Origin of the sequence: Algoriphagus sp., from assembly GCF_039969895.1 — a bacterium.
Classification (GTDB): domain Bacteria; phylum Bacteroidota; class Bacteroidia; order Cytophagales; family Cyclobacteriaceae; genus Algoriphagus.
Genome location: NZ_JBDVMZ010000008.1, coordinates 111,280 through 126,305, shown reverse-complemented (window position 1 = coordinate 126,305; position 15,026 = coordinate 111,280). Strand labels below are relative to the sequence as shown.

Genomic DNA, 15,026 nt, shown 5'->3' with positions numbered 1-15,026 from the left:
AATAAAGTAACTATGAGCCTTTTACCTCAACTTATATTTTTGATCATTTTAGGGGCAGCAAGCTTCTTTTTGATCAAGCGAGTTAAATTTCTTCGCCGCAACATCTTTTTGGGCAAAGCCAAAATTAGAAACGACCAACCTGAGAAGCGATGGAAAACAATGTTGCTGGTTGCCTTTGGTCAGCAGAAAATGTTCAAGCGATTTATCCCTGCTTTTCTTCATTTGTTCGTTTACGTGGGCTTTTTGGTGATCAACTTGGAGGTTTTAGAGTTTGTGCTAGACGGAATTTTGGGTACGCACCGACTATTTGCCCCATTCTTGGGAGGCGTCTATACCGCTGCGATGAATCTATTTGAGTTTCTCGCCTTCACTGTTTTGGTTTCATGTATCATCTTTTTGATTCGGAGAAATGTGGTCAAAGTGCCTCGATTTACCAAGCCTGAGATGAAGGGATGGCCGGCTATGGATGGTAATCTGATTCTTGTTATCGAGATCGTTTTGATGATGGCGATATTGAAAATGAACGCAGCGGATCAAATTCTGGCTGCCAGAGGAGTTGATCATTACTTGGTGGTTGGCAATTTATTTTTCAGTGGGTTGCTTCATCCGATCTTCGAAAATATGAGTACGGAATTTTTGATTTTCGTGGAGAGAGCAGCTTGGTGGTTTCACATCGTAGGAATTTTAGCTTTTGCCATCTATGTGACCTATTCAAAGCATCTTCATATTTTCCTAGCCTTCCCAAATACCTGGTATTCCAACCTGAAGCCTAAAGGGGAAATGGAAAATATGCCTGCGGTAACTAATGAGGTCAATATGATGCTGGGAATTCCTGCTGAAACTTCGACCGAAGCACCTGCAGAAATAGCCAGATTCGGAGCCAAGGACATCAATGACCTGAGCTGGATCAATGTAATGAATGCCTATTCCTGCACAGAATGTGGTCGATGTACTGCTGAGTGTCCGGCTAATTTGACGGGGAAAAAGCTATCTCCTCGTAAAATCATGATGGATGTGCGGGATCGTGCAGAGGAAGTTGGGAAAAGCTTAGATGCTGGAGGAAAGGGATTAGAAGATGGAAAGTCGCTGCTAGGAGATTACATCACGAAAGAGGAATTGAATGCCTGTACCAGTTGCAATGCCTGCGTGGAAGCTTGTCCTGTGAATATAGATCCGCTGGCTATCATACTAGATATGCGTCGCTACGTGGCCATGGAAGAATCAGGAACTCCGCCACAGTGGAATGCAATGTTCCAAAACATGGAAACCAGCTTTGCACCATGGAAGTTTAGCCCTCAAGATAGATTTAACTGGGCGGAGAAGGTTAAAGAAGAAGAAATGAAATAATGAAGATGGATGTCAGGTGTCGGGTGACTGATGTTTGATCAATCGTAAATCTTCAATCAACAATCGTAAATCCAAATTATGTCCACATATAAAGTACCAACAATGGCCGAAATGGCCGGCAAAGGAGAAAGTCCAGAAGTGCTATTTTGGGTAGGCTGCGCAGGATCTTTTGACGATCGATACAAGGCCGTAACTGAAGCTTTTGTCAAAATCTTAAATAAAGTCGGAGTGAGCTTTGCCGTTCTTGGTCCGGAAGAAGCCTGTACCGGAGATCCAGCCAGACGTGCTGGAAATGAGTTCCTTTTCCAGATGCAAGCCGTAGCAAATATCCAAGTGATGAATGGCTATGACATCAAAAAAGTAGTCACCGCCTGTCCTCATTGCTTCAATACCATCAAAAACGAATACCCGGCTTTGGGGGGTAATTACGAAGTGATCCATCACTCTCAATTCCTCCAGCAACTGATCAATGAGGGGAAAGTAGCGCTAAAAGGTGGAGGTGAGTTCAAAGGAAAGAAAATCACCTTCCATGATTCCTGCTACTTAGGCAGGGCAAATAATGTATATGAGGCTCCTAGAGAGGTAATAAAAGCCCTTGATGTGGAACTCGTGGAAATGAAGCGCTGCAAAACCAAAGGGCTTTGCTGTGGAGCTGGAGGTGCTCAAATGTTCAAAGAAGCGGAACCAGGAAAGAAGGAAATTAACATAGAACGAACGGAAGAGGCGTTGGCTACGGGAGCCAGTGCAATTGCGGTTGGTTGTCCATTCTGCCTGACGATGATGACCGATGGGGTGAAAAACAAAGAGCGGGAAGCTGATGTGAAAGTCTATGACTTGGCTGAGATGATCGCCAAAGACATGGGAATCTAGCTTACTTGATTAGCTGTTTTTCTGCCAGTAAGTAGTCAAAAGCATGTAAAAATCTGGTTGATGCACCGATTGAGGCCGCTTCGGTCTCCGGTCTTCCGTCTGCAACCCAGTAAATCAAAGAAACCTTGGTCTTTGACGTTGTTGCGGATAACCATGTAAGTTTTTCATTGAATCAATTTCACCCTTTTTGCCGTTAGGTAGAAAGGGTTTTTCTTTGCCAAGGTAAAAGCAACTATATGTACGTTCCATTTGAAGATATATCGGAAGATTCACGGGTTTGGGTGTACCAGGCAGCGCGTCAATTTTCTACAAGAGAAAAGGAGTTAATAGCGGAAAGACTTACCACATTCTGCGAAGGGTGGAATACTCATGGAAATAGAATGCCTACTTCATTTCAGATTTTGGATGATCAGATTTTAGTTTTGGCAGTGGATGAGTCTGGGTTGGGAGCAAGTGGATGCTCCATTGATAGCTCTGTCAGGACTTTGCGCCAGCTAGAAGATGAACTGAAAAACAACCTAACCGATCAGGGGAAGGTGACTTTCAAATCCAAATCGGGTGAAATCAATGTAGCTTCAGCCCTGGGAATCAAATCAAAAGTCACTTCTGGAGATATAGATGCTCAAACTCTGGTGATTAATCCGCAGATCCTAAACAAAAAAGACCTGGAAAGGGTATGGATTTTGGCAGGGAATAGTTGGCTGAACCGATACTTTCCAAATTAATTTAGTAATATTCAGAATAGATCATCAATCACCATTCAGATTAAATCGAGCATGATTGAAGCGTCACAAACTGAGAGGTTAACCAGGTGAGATTCTCCCGATGAAAATTAGGACGAGCTATGTGGCCGTATAAAACCAAAATTAAACACATGAAAAACCATTTTTTTTGGATTTGTCTTTTACTCCTAGTTGGGGTGAGCTCTTGCAAAAGTCTTCAGGAAAAAGGAAATGACCAGTTTCTCTCTGGTCAGTATCAATATGCCATCAATTCTTTTTCTCAGATCTTGGCAGACGATCCTGAAAACAAGGAGGCCAATCAGGTTATAGCGGAGAGTTATAGGCTGTCCAATCGAATAGAAGATGCCGCCCCATATTACCAAAAATTGACCGAGGAAGACCCTACTTTCGAAAGCTTTTATAGACTTGGGTTGAGCTTGAAGGCTCAGGATAAAGATGAAGAAGCTAAGGAAGCTTTTGAAAAAGCCAAAGGTTATACACAGGACGAAACCTTTCTGGCAGAGACTCAGCGCCAGCTAGAGGCTATAAAATTATCTGAGGGAATAGAAGATTACTGGCCGTATCATGAGCTAGTTAATTATAAAGAGTTGAATACTTCCGGGCCAGATTATGCGCCAGTGATAAGTGAGGATTTTATTTATTTCACTACAGGTCGCCAAGCAAGTGGGCTTTATCCAGCTGATGGTTCACCTTATACCAAATTGTTTAGAGCAAGAGCAGATGGATTGAAAGTGGATGTGACAGGAGCCCAACCTCTTCCAGAATTCAGGAATGAAGAAGGCCTAAATCAGGCAGCCATTGCGATTAGTCCGGATGGGAACACTATCATTTATGCGCGTGGTAATTCTACTTCGGATAAAGATCTGCCTGAAACAGCACTTTTTGCTTCTTATTTCCGAGGTGGAGGTTTTACCCAGCCGATTTGGATGCCCGTAAATGAAGACGAGTTTTGGTGGAATTCTACTCCAGCTTTTTCGGAAGATGGAGAGGAGTTATATTTTGCTTCGAATAGACCCGGCGGATATGGAGGAATTGATTTGTACAAAGCAACAAAGTTGGCAAACGGTGATTTCGGAAATCCCAAAAACCTAGGTCCTACTATTAATACACCCGGCAACGAGCTTTTCCCTCGGCCAATGAGGGATGGCAAGTTTTTTTTTAGCTCCGACGGACATCCAGGCTATGGTAAATTAGACCTATTTGTAGCGGAAAATGATGCCTCAGGGGCTCAAGTGATCAAAAACCTGGGAGAAAATTTCAATAGTACGAATGATGATTTTTCCCTTTTCTTCACCGAATACCCTAAGGCTGGGTTCATCTCATCCAATCGCGATGGCGGAGTTGGTGACGATGATATTTACTTTTTCGAAGACAAAACGCCTAAGCCGAAAATCATCAACGTTTTGTTGAATGTATATACTAAGCAGCGAGTGGCCGGTGCGGAAGATGCTGTTTTGGAACAAACTAGAGTAGTTTTATATGATAGTCTAAATAAGCAAGCTGGTGGAGATTTCTCTAATACGAATGGCCGTGTGAGATTCACCTTGACTCCTGATTCGGACTTTACGATCATCGCCTCGAAGAGCGGTTATTTCTCTAAATCTATTCCTTACACTACTACGGGAAAAACTCCTGATATTGCTTCACTAGTTCAGGATGTGACCAATATTACCTTAGATACTACTATCGTGTTGGATCAGCTGGTGTTGGATCGTTCTATCGTATTGGAAAATATTTATTACGATCTGGATAAAGCAGACATCAGACCTGACGCAGCTGTAGAATTGAATAAACTCGTACAGATCTTGAAAGACAATCCAGCGATCAGAATCGAGTTGAGTTCACATACAGATGATAGATCTTCAGATTCATACAATCAGGACCTGTCTCAGAGAAGAGCGCAATCGGCTGTGGATTACATGGTATCTCAGGGCATTGCTAGTGATAGACTAGTGGCCAAAGGCTATGGAGAAAGTCAATTGATCGTGAAAAATGCTCAAACCGAGGAAGAACATCAGACGAATAGAAGAACTGAGTTCAAGGTTATTGAGATAAGGCAGTAGCAGATTAAACCTTTGAAAAAATGGTTTTACCCTGAACTTTATGGAAAAGCATGTTGGGTTTTAAACTAATGTTTCTATCAGAGAGTGTAGGATATAATTATCATTGCTTCATTTTTTCTTTCGGAGACTTAACATTTATAACCCATTTTCTATAGGTTTTTCTTTGTCACTTTTTGGCGGCCAAAAAGCCCTGAACAATGGTCTTTTCTATTCGCTGTGAGGAGTACTGCTACTTTATGCTGAGTAAACAGCGGAATTTTTACTGCATTTCACACCTAAAAATGACTGAATCTAGTCTGCTCTTCAGGCAGTCCCAAGTCTAAAATCTTCCACTAAAAGATTCATTAACGGCTTGTACTCTCGGGAGCTATGTCATTTTCTTTACGATGTTCAATTCAGTACAAAACCGAAAATCCCGAACGGCTCACCCATCCGGATGCTAGTCTCTGGAAACCATCTTCATCAGTTAATCAGTTATCAATGCCATTAAATTCGTGGTAGTGCCAAGTAGGATTTAGCACAGCAATAAACCCACATTGTTATGAGCAAGGAAATAACAGCCATTACAAGGAATTTATGTTTCACAAACAAAATAGGGCTGTTAAGCGAAAAAAAGAGCTATTTTATGATTCTAAATGTTATTAATAAGGAATAAAAGTAAATTCAAAAAATCACAATACATTATAAAAACTTGTTCTTTAATTTGATTTTAACTAATACTGATAAATCTTCCTGTAAGGCCTCTTTATTCTCTTCATAAAATGATTCCAAATTGGACTTGTCTGAATTTTTAAAAGAATTTTTAGAAATAAGGTTTAATATTACGTAAGCTGGAAATTTAAAAACAATACCATCACTATAATAAGTCCATGGCAACATTTTAAAAATATTGAGACCATCTATATCATTTTCTAAATTTTTCCCAGAATATAATTTATTAAGTTTATCATCTAATAAATAGATAAAGCTATCATTTGAGTTGGAAAAACAGACCGAAAATATGCTACCAATAGGATAAAATGAGTCTAACATGCCAATTTTATTTGAAGGAAGATTATATAAATTTCTGTTAATGATCATCTCCAACCTTTCATCGTCAGTAATGGAATATTTTCCAAAATTAAATTCAATTACTTTTACTAAATTTCCAATCCCTGAAAATTTAGCTACTTGATAAGAAAAAGGTATATCTATGTAATAATCATTATTTCTACTTTCATACATAAACCCATTTAGATGCGTTAATGAAATTCCATCATAATTAGAATTTATAGGCATATTGTATCTATTTACAGATCCATCAGAATACAAAAAATTATAAGATGAATCAGGAGGTCTGTTATTAAAAAAAAACAGGTCAAATGTTGAATCTTGGACGAAATTAGAAGAAGTTTTTAAAAGTCTTCTTTCTGAAATGAAATTACCATTGTAATTAAAATTAATCAACTTTCCACTAACTATATCCATGATTGTAATAATACCATTGGATAGTTGAAAATCTTGAAGCTGATAAAATTCTTCTGGTCCTACTCCTTTTGAAAAAATTACATTTTTCAAATTACCATGTTCATTAAAAATGAACAAATTATCAAGTTCTTGATCTTCAACAAATATAAGGGAGTCTAAAAATTTTATTTTGTACGGCTGAACTAATGGTTGAGATTCTGTATCATTGAGTAATACATATTGAATTGAGTCGAATATATCTGAAAATTTTCCTTCTTTAACAATGTCCAAATCTAAATTAACATCAACAGCAATGGTTTGATTTTTGTTTTCACATGAATAGAGTAAAAAAAATACAATTATAAATTGGAGATAGTTAAATACGGTACGCATTAATAGGGATCAAAAATAGGTTAAAATATATACTTAGATTTAATTTGTAAGATTATATTCTTTTTAATTCTTGTCATATTAAATGACTGATATTAAAAAAAATTTTGGAATTAAAAAAATAATAAGTGTTAAAATTGACACTTATTTATTCATTTATGGTCCTCATAATTTTTGAGCTAATCAGCGAATATAGTATGAATCATAGTCTGCGAATGTTTATAACAATGTCAACTCTAACGTGGAGTGATGATCTTCAACATTTAGAAGGCCTAATCTAGACATTAATTAACTTTAAGTCCAAATTTCTCGACAATCTTCTTGTTGTGAAGGATCGCATTCAGCTTTTTCTGCAGGTCTACACCTCATTACAACATCTTTTAACGGGCATCTTTCCCTGTGCTCATAATAACCTTCAGCTAGTGCTGAGACATCGGTACTAAATGACAAGCAACTAATTACAGTAAAACAGATAAAAACTAATGATTTTTTTATATTATTTAAGTTTAAGGTAATTTTAATATCATAGAGTATGTGTTCTAATGTTACGAACTAAAAAGAACTGTTTGAGTTTAAAAAAAATATTTAACATTCCAAATTGGATCTTAAAAAAAAGCATAAAAGTGGTCGTCATGCATTTTAGACTTTTTAAGATTCATGTGAATCGCTAATCAAATATGCTTTGAAACACATTTAAGTAACAGGGTTTTACCACTTACCACTTACAATTTTTACTACCTTTTCCCCACAATATCCCCCACAATCATCCCCGCATGAACTACACTATTTTCGATAAAGAATTCCCGGGTATTTAGGCCCCCACAAACTACTCCTGCTAAGTAAACTCCAGGCACGTTAGTTTCGTGGCTATCCTCATCGTATTCTGGCTGGCATTTCTCGTCTTCACTTAGCTTTACGCCCAATTGTTTCAGTAATCCAAAATTTGGCTTGTAGCCTGTCATAGCTAGTACAAAGTCGTTTTCTATAGTCACTTCTCCGTCAGGAGTGGTGATTACAACTTCATGTTCGCGGATTTCTTTAGGCCTTGACTTGGTGAAAGCTTTGATAGAACCCTCTTTGATCCGGTTGACGATGTCTGGACGAACCCAGTATTTTACTGCTTCATCCACTTCATCTTCTAGCAAAACCATACTTACCTCGGCACCTTTTCTCCAGCATTCCAAGGCAGCGTCCACGGCAGAGTTTGCTCCGCCAACTACCACAATCTTTTGGTTGATAAATGGCCAAGGCTCTTTGTAGTAGTGCTGCACTTTTGGTAAGTCTTCGCCAGGAATATTCATCAAATTTGGCAAGTCATAGAAACCCGTTGCCATGACGATATTCTTTGCTTGGTACTCACTTTTCGAAGTTTTGATGAGAAATAGCTCCTCTTTTTTCTCTAAGGTCTGCACAGCTTCGTAAAGCTTGACATTGAGTTCAAAGTGAGAGAAAATCCTGCGGTAATATTCTAATGCTTCTGTCCTTGTGGGCTTGTTTCCTATAGACATGAAAGGAATGTTTGCCATCTCTAGCTTTTCTGAGGTGGAGAAAAAAGTCATGTTAATCGGATAGTTGTAGATGGAATTAGTGAGGGCTCCCTTTTCCACGATCACATAATCCAATCCTGCTTTTCCTGCCTCTACACCACAGGCTAAGCCTATTGGTCCGCCTCCAACGATCAGTAAATCATATATTTTCTTAGTCATTTGCTCTTAGGTTTGGTCGATTTGAAATTGAACATCCAAATCGAAATAGTGCTTAGGCTTCCAGTGATAACTTCGCTCCTTAATCTGCATCAGTCCAGAGCTATGCTGCACTACAGCTGCTGCTGACACTGTGCCATATTTTCCCTGCATACGAATCAATTGAGCCGAAAGGGAAATTTCCATATCCAGTGGAACGCCCGTTTTGGGAAGCTGATCTTCCGGATAAGTTTCTCTCGATTTCAAAATGGTAAGAAGATCAGACGCAGTGAATCTAGACTTGATTAATTCAGTAAGTTGGTGTTTTGCGAGCTCAACTTTCGGCCAAGAAGTATCTAGCAAGGCATTACTCAGACCGTAAATCCCTGGCTTAAGTTCTAGAATTTCTGAGGAAAAGTTGCTCAGGTAAAATAGTACTTTTCCATCGCTGACTAGCAAATTGAAGCCATCATATAGATGTTGTGACTTCTGGATTTCTTGTAGATATTCCTTAGGTGAAAAAGTGCCCTCCAGCCAATTTTGGACTAGTTTTCCACGGCTAATTTGAGCTGATCGAGGATTGTCAAAATCTCGATAATTGGTCAGCAAAGCCCAACGTCCGTTCGGGTGAAAACCCATCCAAGTTCCGCCACTTCTCAAATCTTTTCCAGCATAAAAACCTTTCCTCCAAAGATGCATAGCCTGGCTCGGTCGCTCAAAGAATTCGTCACGGTTTGCTGAGATGATCAAAGGGTAATCTGGGTGAGTTTTCCAAGAAAAGGCTACAAGACACATATGCTAAAAATAAAGAAAAGGCCGGGATTTCCGGCCTTAGGGTAATTAATCAACTTTTGATTGTTCAAGTGCTGGATAGTCTGTGTATCCATTTTCTCCAGGAGTGTAAAACGTCTCTTGGTCTGCTTGGGCTAGTTCGGCACCTTGCTCGAATCGCTCTACTAAGTCAGGGTTGGCAATGTATAAGGTGCCATAAGCTACCGCATCTGCCAAACCTTCCAGAATGAATTTGTTTCCTTTTTCCCGATCAAATCCTGCATTTATTACCAAGGTTCCCTTATACATAGGACGGTAATGCTTCGCTATTTCATTGACTAAGTAGGGGATATCGCTCACATCATTAAATGGCTCAGAAAGGTGAAGGTAAGCCAAGTCGTACGCATTGAGTTTGTTCACAATGTAATCAAAGGTTGGTATGGTCTCCTCATCTGCTTCCATTCCAAATATCCCATTCAGGGATGGGTTCAGCCTCAATCCAATTTTATTTTCAGGCATTACTTCCTTGATCGCATCAATGATTTCAAATAAAATTCTAGCACGGTTTTCAATACTTCCTCCATACTCATCCATGCGGACATTGCTGGTTCGGCTGAAAAACTGATGGAGAAGATATCCGTTGGAAGAGTGGATCTCTACCCCGTCAAAGCCTGCCTCCATAGCATTTTTTGCGGCATTTTTGAAGTCAAGTACAGTCTGCTTGATCTCTTCAATCGACATCTCTTTTGGTGTGACGGTATCTTTGAATCCCTTAGGAGTGAATGATTTGGCGTGTGGATTGATGGCTGAAGGAGCTACCGGTAGATCACCATTATGGAAGTCTGGGTGAGAGATCCTTCCCACATGCCAAAGCTGGATAACTATCTTTCCGCCTTTTTCATGAACCGCCTTGGTGACCCCTTTCCATCCTTCTACCTGAGCTTTGGAGTGAATTCCTGGTGTATTTATATACCCTACTGCCTGCTTAGAAATTTGCGAACCTTCGGTGATGATCAAGCCTGAGGAAGCACGCTGGCTGTAATATTTTTCATGGATCTCAAATGGCTTGTTTTCAGGATTGTTCGCGCGACTTCTAGTCATAGGCGCCATCCAAACTCTGTTTTTCAATTCCAATCCACTGGATAAGGTGATGGGTTGAAGCAATGGCTGATCGTTATTCATAGTGTAGTTGGTTTATTTTCAAAATTCAATGTCTATACAACTAATACCGTTCCGCTTTTGTTCCATTGCTTCGGTATTGTCTTGTAAGATTAATGGGCTAGCATAAATAGCAATTAATTCGTTGCGTAATCTGTCTTTTTTCTATTGGACAAGTCATTGAAATGAAGCTAGTTAACACTTTTTAATACGATTTTTATCGTAGATTATTTGTTGCTACGATTTTCTTCGTATATATTTGGTACGAAAGATATCGTATATAACTCCATGAATAAACCAACCGAATCAGAATTAGAAATACTTTCCCTATTGTGGGAAATGAAGCAGGCAAGTGTCCGTCAGGTTCATGAGCGCCTGGCCGAAACCAAGGATACTGGCTACACGACCACGCTGAAGACCATGCAGAATATGCATGCAAAACAAATAGTAACTAGAGATGAAACTCAGCGCACGCATATCTACAGTCCATCTACCAATCAGAAGGAGACGCAAAAGTCCCTACTGAAAAATTTGGTTACGACTGCTTTTGGTGGTTCTGCGCAGAAATTGGTACTCCAGGCATTGGGTGAAGAAAACCCATCAAAGGAGGAATTGGATGAAATTCGTGCATTTTTAGACCAACTTGAAAACAAGAACTAATGAATATTCTGAACGACTGGATTTCGGAAAGCTTACTGTATGCGATGGGCTGGACACTTGTACACTCGCTTTGGCAATTGGTTATACTAAGTGCGGGCCTTTGGGTATTTTTAAAAATATTTAGGAAAAACAGCACTGCTTTCAAGTACAACCTGAGCTTGGCTACTTTGGGAATATCCCTGCTGGCGACACTGGGCACTTTTATTTATGAGGTTTCCAATTTTACTCCTACACCATTAATAGAGCGACTTGCATACGTAGCTCCGGCGCAGGAATTTACCCTATCAACTCCATCCTTTAGCCTAGAGAATTTCATTGCTATGTCAATCCAATGGATTGAGCTGCAACTTCCTCTCTTGGTGAATGTCTGGTTTTTTGGGGCGATGCTATTCCTTTTTCGCTTGGTCAATAGCCTTTCAGAAGTCAGAACACTCAGGAAATCCTCTTCAGACCCTCAGGATTTTGAGTTGGAAAAAATGCTCTATCGGCTGATGGGGAAAATGAATGTCTCCAATAAGGTGGAGATTCGACTTACTTCTTTTGGGGTTTCTCCTATCACGTTCGGCTTTCTCAAACCTATTATCCTCATTCCCGCAGGACTTATTCTTCACCTTACTCCAGTTCAGCTAGAGGCAATCATTGCCCATGAACTGGCACACGTAAAGCGTAACGATTATCTCGCAAACCTGCTTCAATCAGCGCTAGAGGTGCTTTTCTTCTATCATCCTTGCTACTGGTGGATGAATCAAACGGTGAAAGAATTGAGAGAAAATGCTGCCGATGACCTGGCGGTGAAGGTTGGGATTGCGCCTATGGAACTGGCTTACAGTCTGGCAGAAGTCTTGAATTTTGCGAAGCAAAATCCCCCGGAAGTTGCACTCGCAGCCACCAAAAAAAGAAATCCTACCCTACAACGTATCAAAAGAATTCTGGGCCACCCCGCCCAAACTTATCCACAAAACCCTATTATTTCTATACCTATGTTACTAACTCTCTTATTAAGTGCCGGCCTGATGGCCACTGCGCAACAAGACGTACCTGTCACTGAAGAAAAAGCGAAAACGCTGAATGAAACCAGTGATGTGATTCAGCTAGTTGATATTCCAGTAGGAAGTGATTCGCAAGCTGCCCTTACCTCTCGAATGTATATAAAGGGAGATACTATCATCACCAAAGGTGACACCATCATCGTGAAATCTGCTAATAGGACGACCTACACATACATCACTAATGGAGATACGCTGATGCTAGCGGATATTCCAACGATGGATCTTCCGCCAATGCCTGTATTTCCTGCTGATGAGATGATGCCGATAGCGGACTTCATACCAGATCCTTTTCCAGTAATGGATTTTGCACTTGCTCCAGTAATGGACTTTGACATGGGAACTATGCCAGCGATGGACTTCGACATGGGAACTATGCCAGCCATGGATTTTATGATTAACCCGCCTGCTTATGATGTGTGGACAGATTCGTTTTCCCCGAAAGACACCATCAATAAAAGCAAGGCTGAAAAAGAGAAATGGCTAAAAGAATTGGAGCTGCGAACTGAAGACTATTCCAAAAAAATGGATAGTTGGGAGGCCAAAATGAAGCCGAATTTGGAGGCATACGAGAAAGAATTGGAGAAATGGCAAAAGGCTTACGAACCAAAGATGGAAGAGTTTGAGAAGAAAATGAAAGAATGGGAGCAAGCCTATGAACCTAAATTGAAGGAGTTTGAAAAACGAATGGCTGAGTGGGAAAAAACAAATGGGCCTAAAATGAAGGAGTTCGAGGCTAGGATGGAAGCTTGGCAAAAAGCGAATGAACCAAAAATGAAGGAATACGAGATGAAGATCAAGGAATGGGAAGATCAAATGCAGCCTAAGATGGAAGAATACCAGCGCAAGATGGAAATCTGGCAAAAGGAAAATGCTCATAAAATCGAGGAATTCCAGAAGAGATTTCAGGAAGCATTGAAGGCTAAGGACGATAACAAATAGCCTCGCCCTTTTTCGAAGCTAACTGAATAGATAGCTCGATTAGAAATTTATAGTAGAACTCGCCTGATTCTGGCGAGTTTTTTTTGTGCCTAATTGGGAAGATCTTTCTAAAAGTCCCTAATATAGCGGGCTTTAAAAATCCAATATGAAAGCCAAATCCAGTCGTGCCTTGCTTTTTATATTCATCACGATTTTGGTGGATGTGATCGGGTTGGGAGTAATTATTCCAGTAGTGCCCAGCCTCATAGAGCAACTCACAGGTGAAGGACTCAGTGCAGCGTCACGCTATGGCGGTTGGTTGATATTTTCCTTTGCAGCGATGCAGTTTCTTTTTTCACCAATCATGGGCGGGCTATCAGATCGCTTTGGTAGGAGGCCTGTCTTGCTGTTTTCCTTGTTTGGATTAGGTATTGATTATATTTTTCATGCGTTTGCGCCGACTTTATTTTGGCTGTTTGTAGGAAGATTGGTTGCAGGAATGTTTGGTGCAAGTTTTACTACCGCCACCGCATACATTGCCGATATCAGTACGCCAGAGAAGCGGTCTCAAAACTTCGGATTGATCGGGGCAGCTTTTGGTTTGGGGTTTATTATAGGTCCAGTGATCGGTGGATTGGCTGGTGCGGAGTTTGGGCCTAGAGCTCCTTTTTTGGTGGCAGCAGCACTTTCGCTTCTTAATGTGTTGTATGGCTTTTTTGTCCTTCCCGAGTCTTTGGATAGGGAAAAAAGAAGAGCTTTTGAATGGAAAAGAGCGAATCCCATCGGTTCATTGCTCCACTTGAAAAAATATCCTGTCGTCTCAGGATTGGTCGTTTCCATGGTGTTGATCTACCTCGCTGGTCACGCAGTACAGAGTAATTGGTCGTATTTCACCATGTTTAAATTTGGGTGGGATGAAGCTATGGTTGGTTACTCCTTAGGAGTAGTTGGCTTGCTGGTCGCAATAGTTCAAGGAGGATTAATTCGTGTGGTGATTCCCAAGTTTGGACAGGCAAATTCAGTCTATGTGGGTATAGCATTACAAGCGGTAGGTTTATTTTGTTTCGGGATAGCGTCAGCAGGATGGATGCTTTTTATTTTTCTGATTCCTTATTGCTTGGGAGGAATCTCTGGTCCCGCTCTTCAGGGGATTATTTCAAGTCAAGTTACTGATAGTGAGCAAGGAGAGCTTCAGGGTGCTTTAACGAGCCTGGTAAGCTTAACTGCCATCGTGGGGCCAGTGATGATGAACAGTTTGTTCTCCTATTTCACCTCTAGTGAAGCGCCGATTTACTTACCAGGAGCCTCGTTTTATTTAGCTTCGGTATTGATGATCTTAAGTTTATACTTTGCTTATAAAGTGCTTTCCACTCGCTTGGTAAAAACGGTGTGAAATAACCATTCTATTAAAGAAGCCAGATTCACAGACTATAATTTTCAGAACCTGAATTATATTCCCCAAAATGCCGTGTTTCTTCTCTATCAAGCGTATTTCTTTTTCCAAAAACTAGCCTTTCCGATCTTGTAAAGCGAGTTTTTATGTCCTGTCAGGGCTGGCATAAGGTATGGATAGTAGCTTATAATTAAAAAAAATTCACTAGTAAATTTCAAAAATTATGAGCGCATTTGGAGATAAGATCAAAGGAAATTGGAACGAAATCAAAGGCAAATTGAAGCAACAATACGGAGATTTGACCGACGATGATTTGATGTATGTAGAGGGCAAAGAAGATGAGCTTCTGGGTAAAATCCAGAAGAAAACAGGTAAAACAAAAGAAGATGTAAAGTCTTTTATTGATAACCTGTAAGCAATAGAAATTCTAATTTTGAAAGCGTTCTCAACTCGAGAACGCTTTTTTTATGGAGTAATTTATCCAGCTTGAAATAATGTTATGGGGAAATTTCTCACACTTTATAGATCGAATGAAT

Annotated in this window: 12 protein-coding genes; 8 read left to right on the top strand and 4 right to left on the bottom strand. The window is 40.2% G+C overall.

Annotated features, from left to right (window positions below):
- Positions 1 to 12 precede the first annotated feature (12 nt).
- From ABJH64_RS04665 to ABJH64_RS04650, 4 genes are all read left to right on the top strand, one after another.
- Positions 13 to 1,347 (top strand): 4Fe-4S dicluster domain-containing protein, encoded by a 1,335-nt coding sequence (locus tag ABJH64_RS04665; RefSeq protein WP_348277264.1) that lies wholly within the window; start codon positions 13 to 15, stop codon positions 1,345 to 1,347.
- A 78-nt stretch (positions 1,348 to 1,425) separates the two neighbouring features.
- Positions 1,426 to 2,217 carry a (Fe-S)-binding protein gene (locus ABJH64_RS04660; protein WP_348277265.1) on the top strand — a complete coding sequence of 264 codons (792 nt, stop codon included), beginning with the start codon at positions 1,426 to 1,428 and terminating at the stop codon, positions 2,215 to 2,217.
- 236 nt (positions 2,218 to 2,453) lie between these two features.
- Positions 2,454 to 2,942, top strand: coding sequence for a hypothetical protein (locus tag ABJH64_RS04655; RefSeq protein WP_348277266.1), 489 nt, complete (start codon positions 2,454 to 2,456; stop codon positions 2,940 to 2,942).
- Positions 2,943 to 3,091: 149 nt separating this feature from the next.
- Positions 3,092 to 5,023 (top strand): OmpA family protein, encoded by a 1,932-nt coding sequence (locus tag ABJH64_RS04650; RefSeq protein WP_348334626.1) that lies wholly within the window; start codon positions 3,092 to 3,094, stop codon positions 5,021 to 5,023.
- A gap of 681 nt (positions 5,024 to 5,704) precedes the next feature.
- On the opposite strand, the gene ABJH64_RS04645 is transcribed toward ABJH64_RS04650, so the two are convergent.
- The 4 genes from ABJH64_RS04645 to ABJH64_RS04630 form a co-directional block, all read right to left on the bottom strand.
- Positions 5,705 to 6,862 carry a 6-bladed beta-propeller gene (locus tag ABJH64_RS04645; RefSeq protein ID WP_348274091.1) on the bottom strand — a complete coding sequence of 386 codons (1,158 nt, stop codon included), beginning with the start codon at positions 6,860 to 6,862 and terminating at the stop codon, positions 5,705 to 5,707.
- Between the two features lie 731 nt (positions 6,863 to 7,593).
- The gene (locus ABJH64_RS04640) at positions 7,594 to 8,565 is read right to left on the bottom strand and encodes a YpdA family putative bacillithiol disulfide reductase (RefSeq protein ID WP_348274092.1); all 972 of its coding nucleotides are present in this window, start codon (positions 8,563 to 8,565) and stop codon (positions 7,594 to 7,596) included.
- Between the two features lie 6 nt (positions 8,566 to 8,571).
- On the bottom strand, positions 8,572 to 9,291 hold the full coding sequence (locus tag ABJH64_RS04635; protein ID WP_348274093.1) for an NRDE family protein: 720 nt from the start codon (positions 9,289 to 9,291) through the stop codon (positions 8,572 to 8,574).
- A 90-nt stretch (positions 9,292 to 9,381) separates the two neighbouring features.
- On the bottom strand, positions 9,382 to 10,494 hold the full coding sequence (locus ABJH64_RS04630; RefSeq protein ID WP_348274094.1) for an alkene reductase: 1,113 nt from the start codon (positions 10,492 to 10,494) through the stop codon (positions 9,382 to 9,384).
- Positions 10,495 to 10,758: 264 nt separating this feature from the next.
- Between ABJH64_RS04630 and ABJH64_RS04625 the strand changes: the two genes are divergently transcribed.
- From ABJH64_RS04625 to ABJH64_RS04610, 4 genes are all read left to right on the top strand, one after another.
- Entirely contained in the window at positions 10,759 to 11,130 is a 372-nt protein-coding gene (locus ABJH64_RS04625) for a BlaI/MecI/CopY family transcriptional regulator (RefSeq protein ID WP_348274095.1), read from the top strand.
- Complete coding sequence (locus tag ABJH64_RS04620) at positions 11,130 to 13,118, top strand: M56 family metallopeptidase (protein ID WP_348274096.1); 1,989 nt, start codon at positions 11,130 to 11,132, stop codon at positions 13,116 to 13,118. The genes ABJH64_RS04625 and ABJH64_RS04620 overlap by 1 nt, the downstream gene beginning before the upstream one ends.
- 145 nt (positions 13,119 to 13,263) lie before the next feature.
- Positions 13,264 to 14,490 carry a TCR/Tet family MFS transporter gene (locus ABJH64_RS04615; protein WP_348299148.1) on the top strand — a complete coding sequence of 409 codons (1,227 nt, stop codon included), beginning with the start codon at positions 13,264 to 13,266 and terminating at the stop codon, positions 14,488 to 14,490.
- A gap of 223 nt (positions 14,491 to 14,713) precedes the next feature.
- The gene (locus tag ABJH64_RS04610) at positions 14,714 to 14,905 is read left to right on the top strand and encodes a CsbD family protein (protein WP_348277305.1); all 192 of its coding nucleotides are present in this window, start codon (positions 14,714 to 14,716) and stop codon (positions 14,903 to 14,905) included.
- The last annotated feature ends 121 nt before the right edge of the window (positions 14,906 to 15,026 follow it).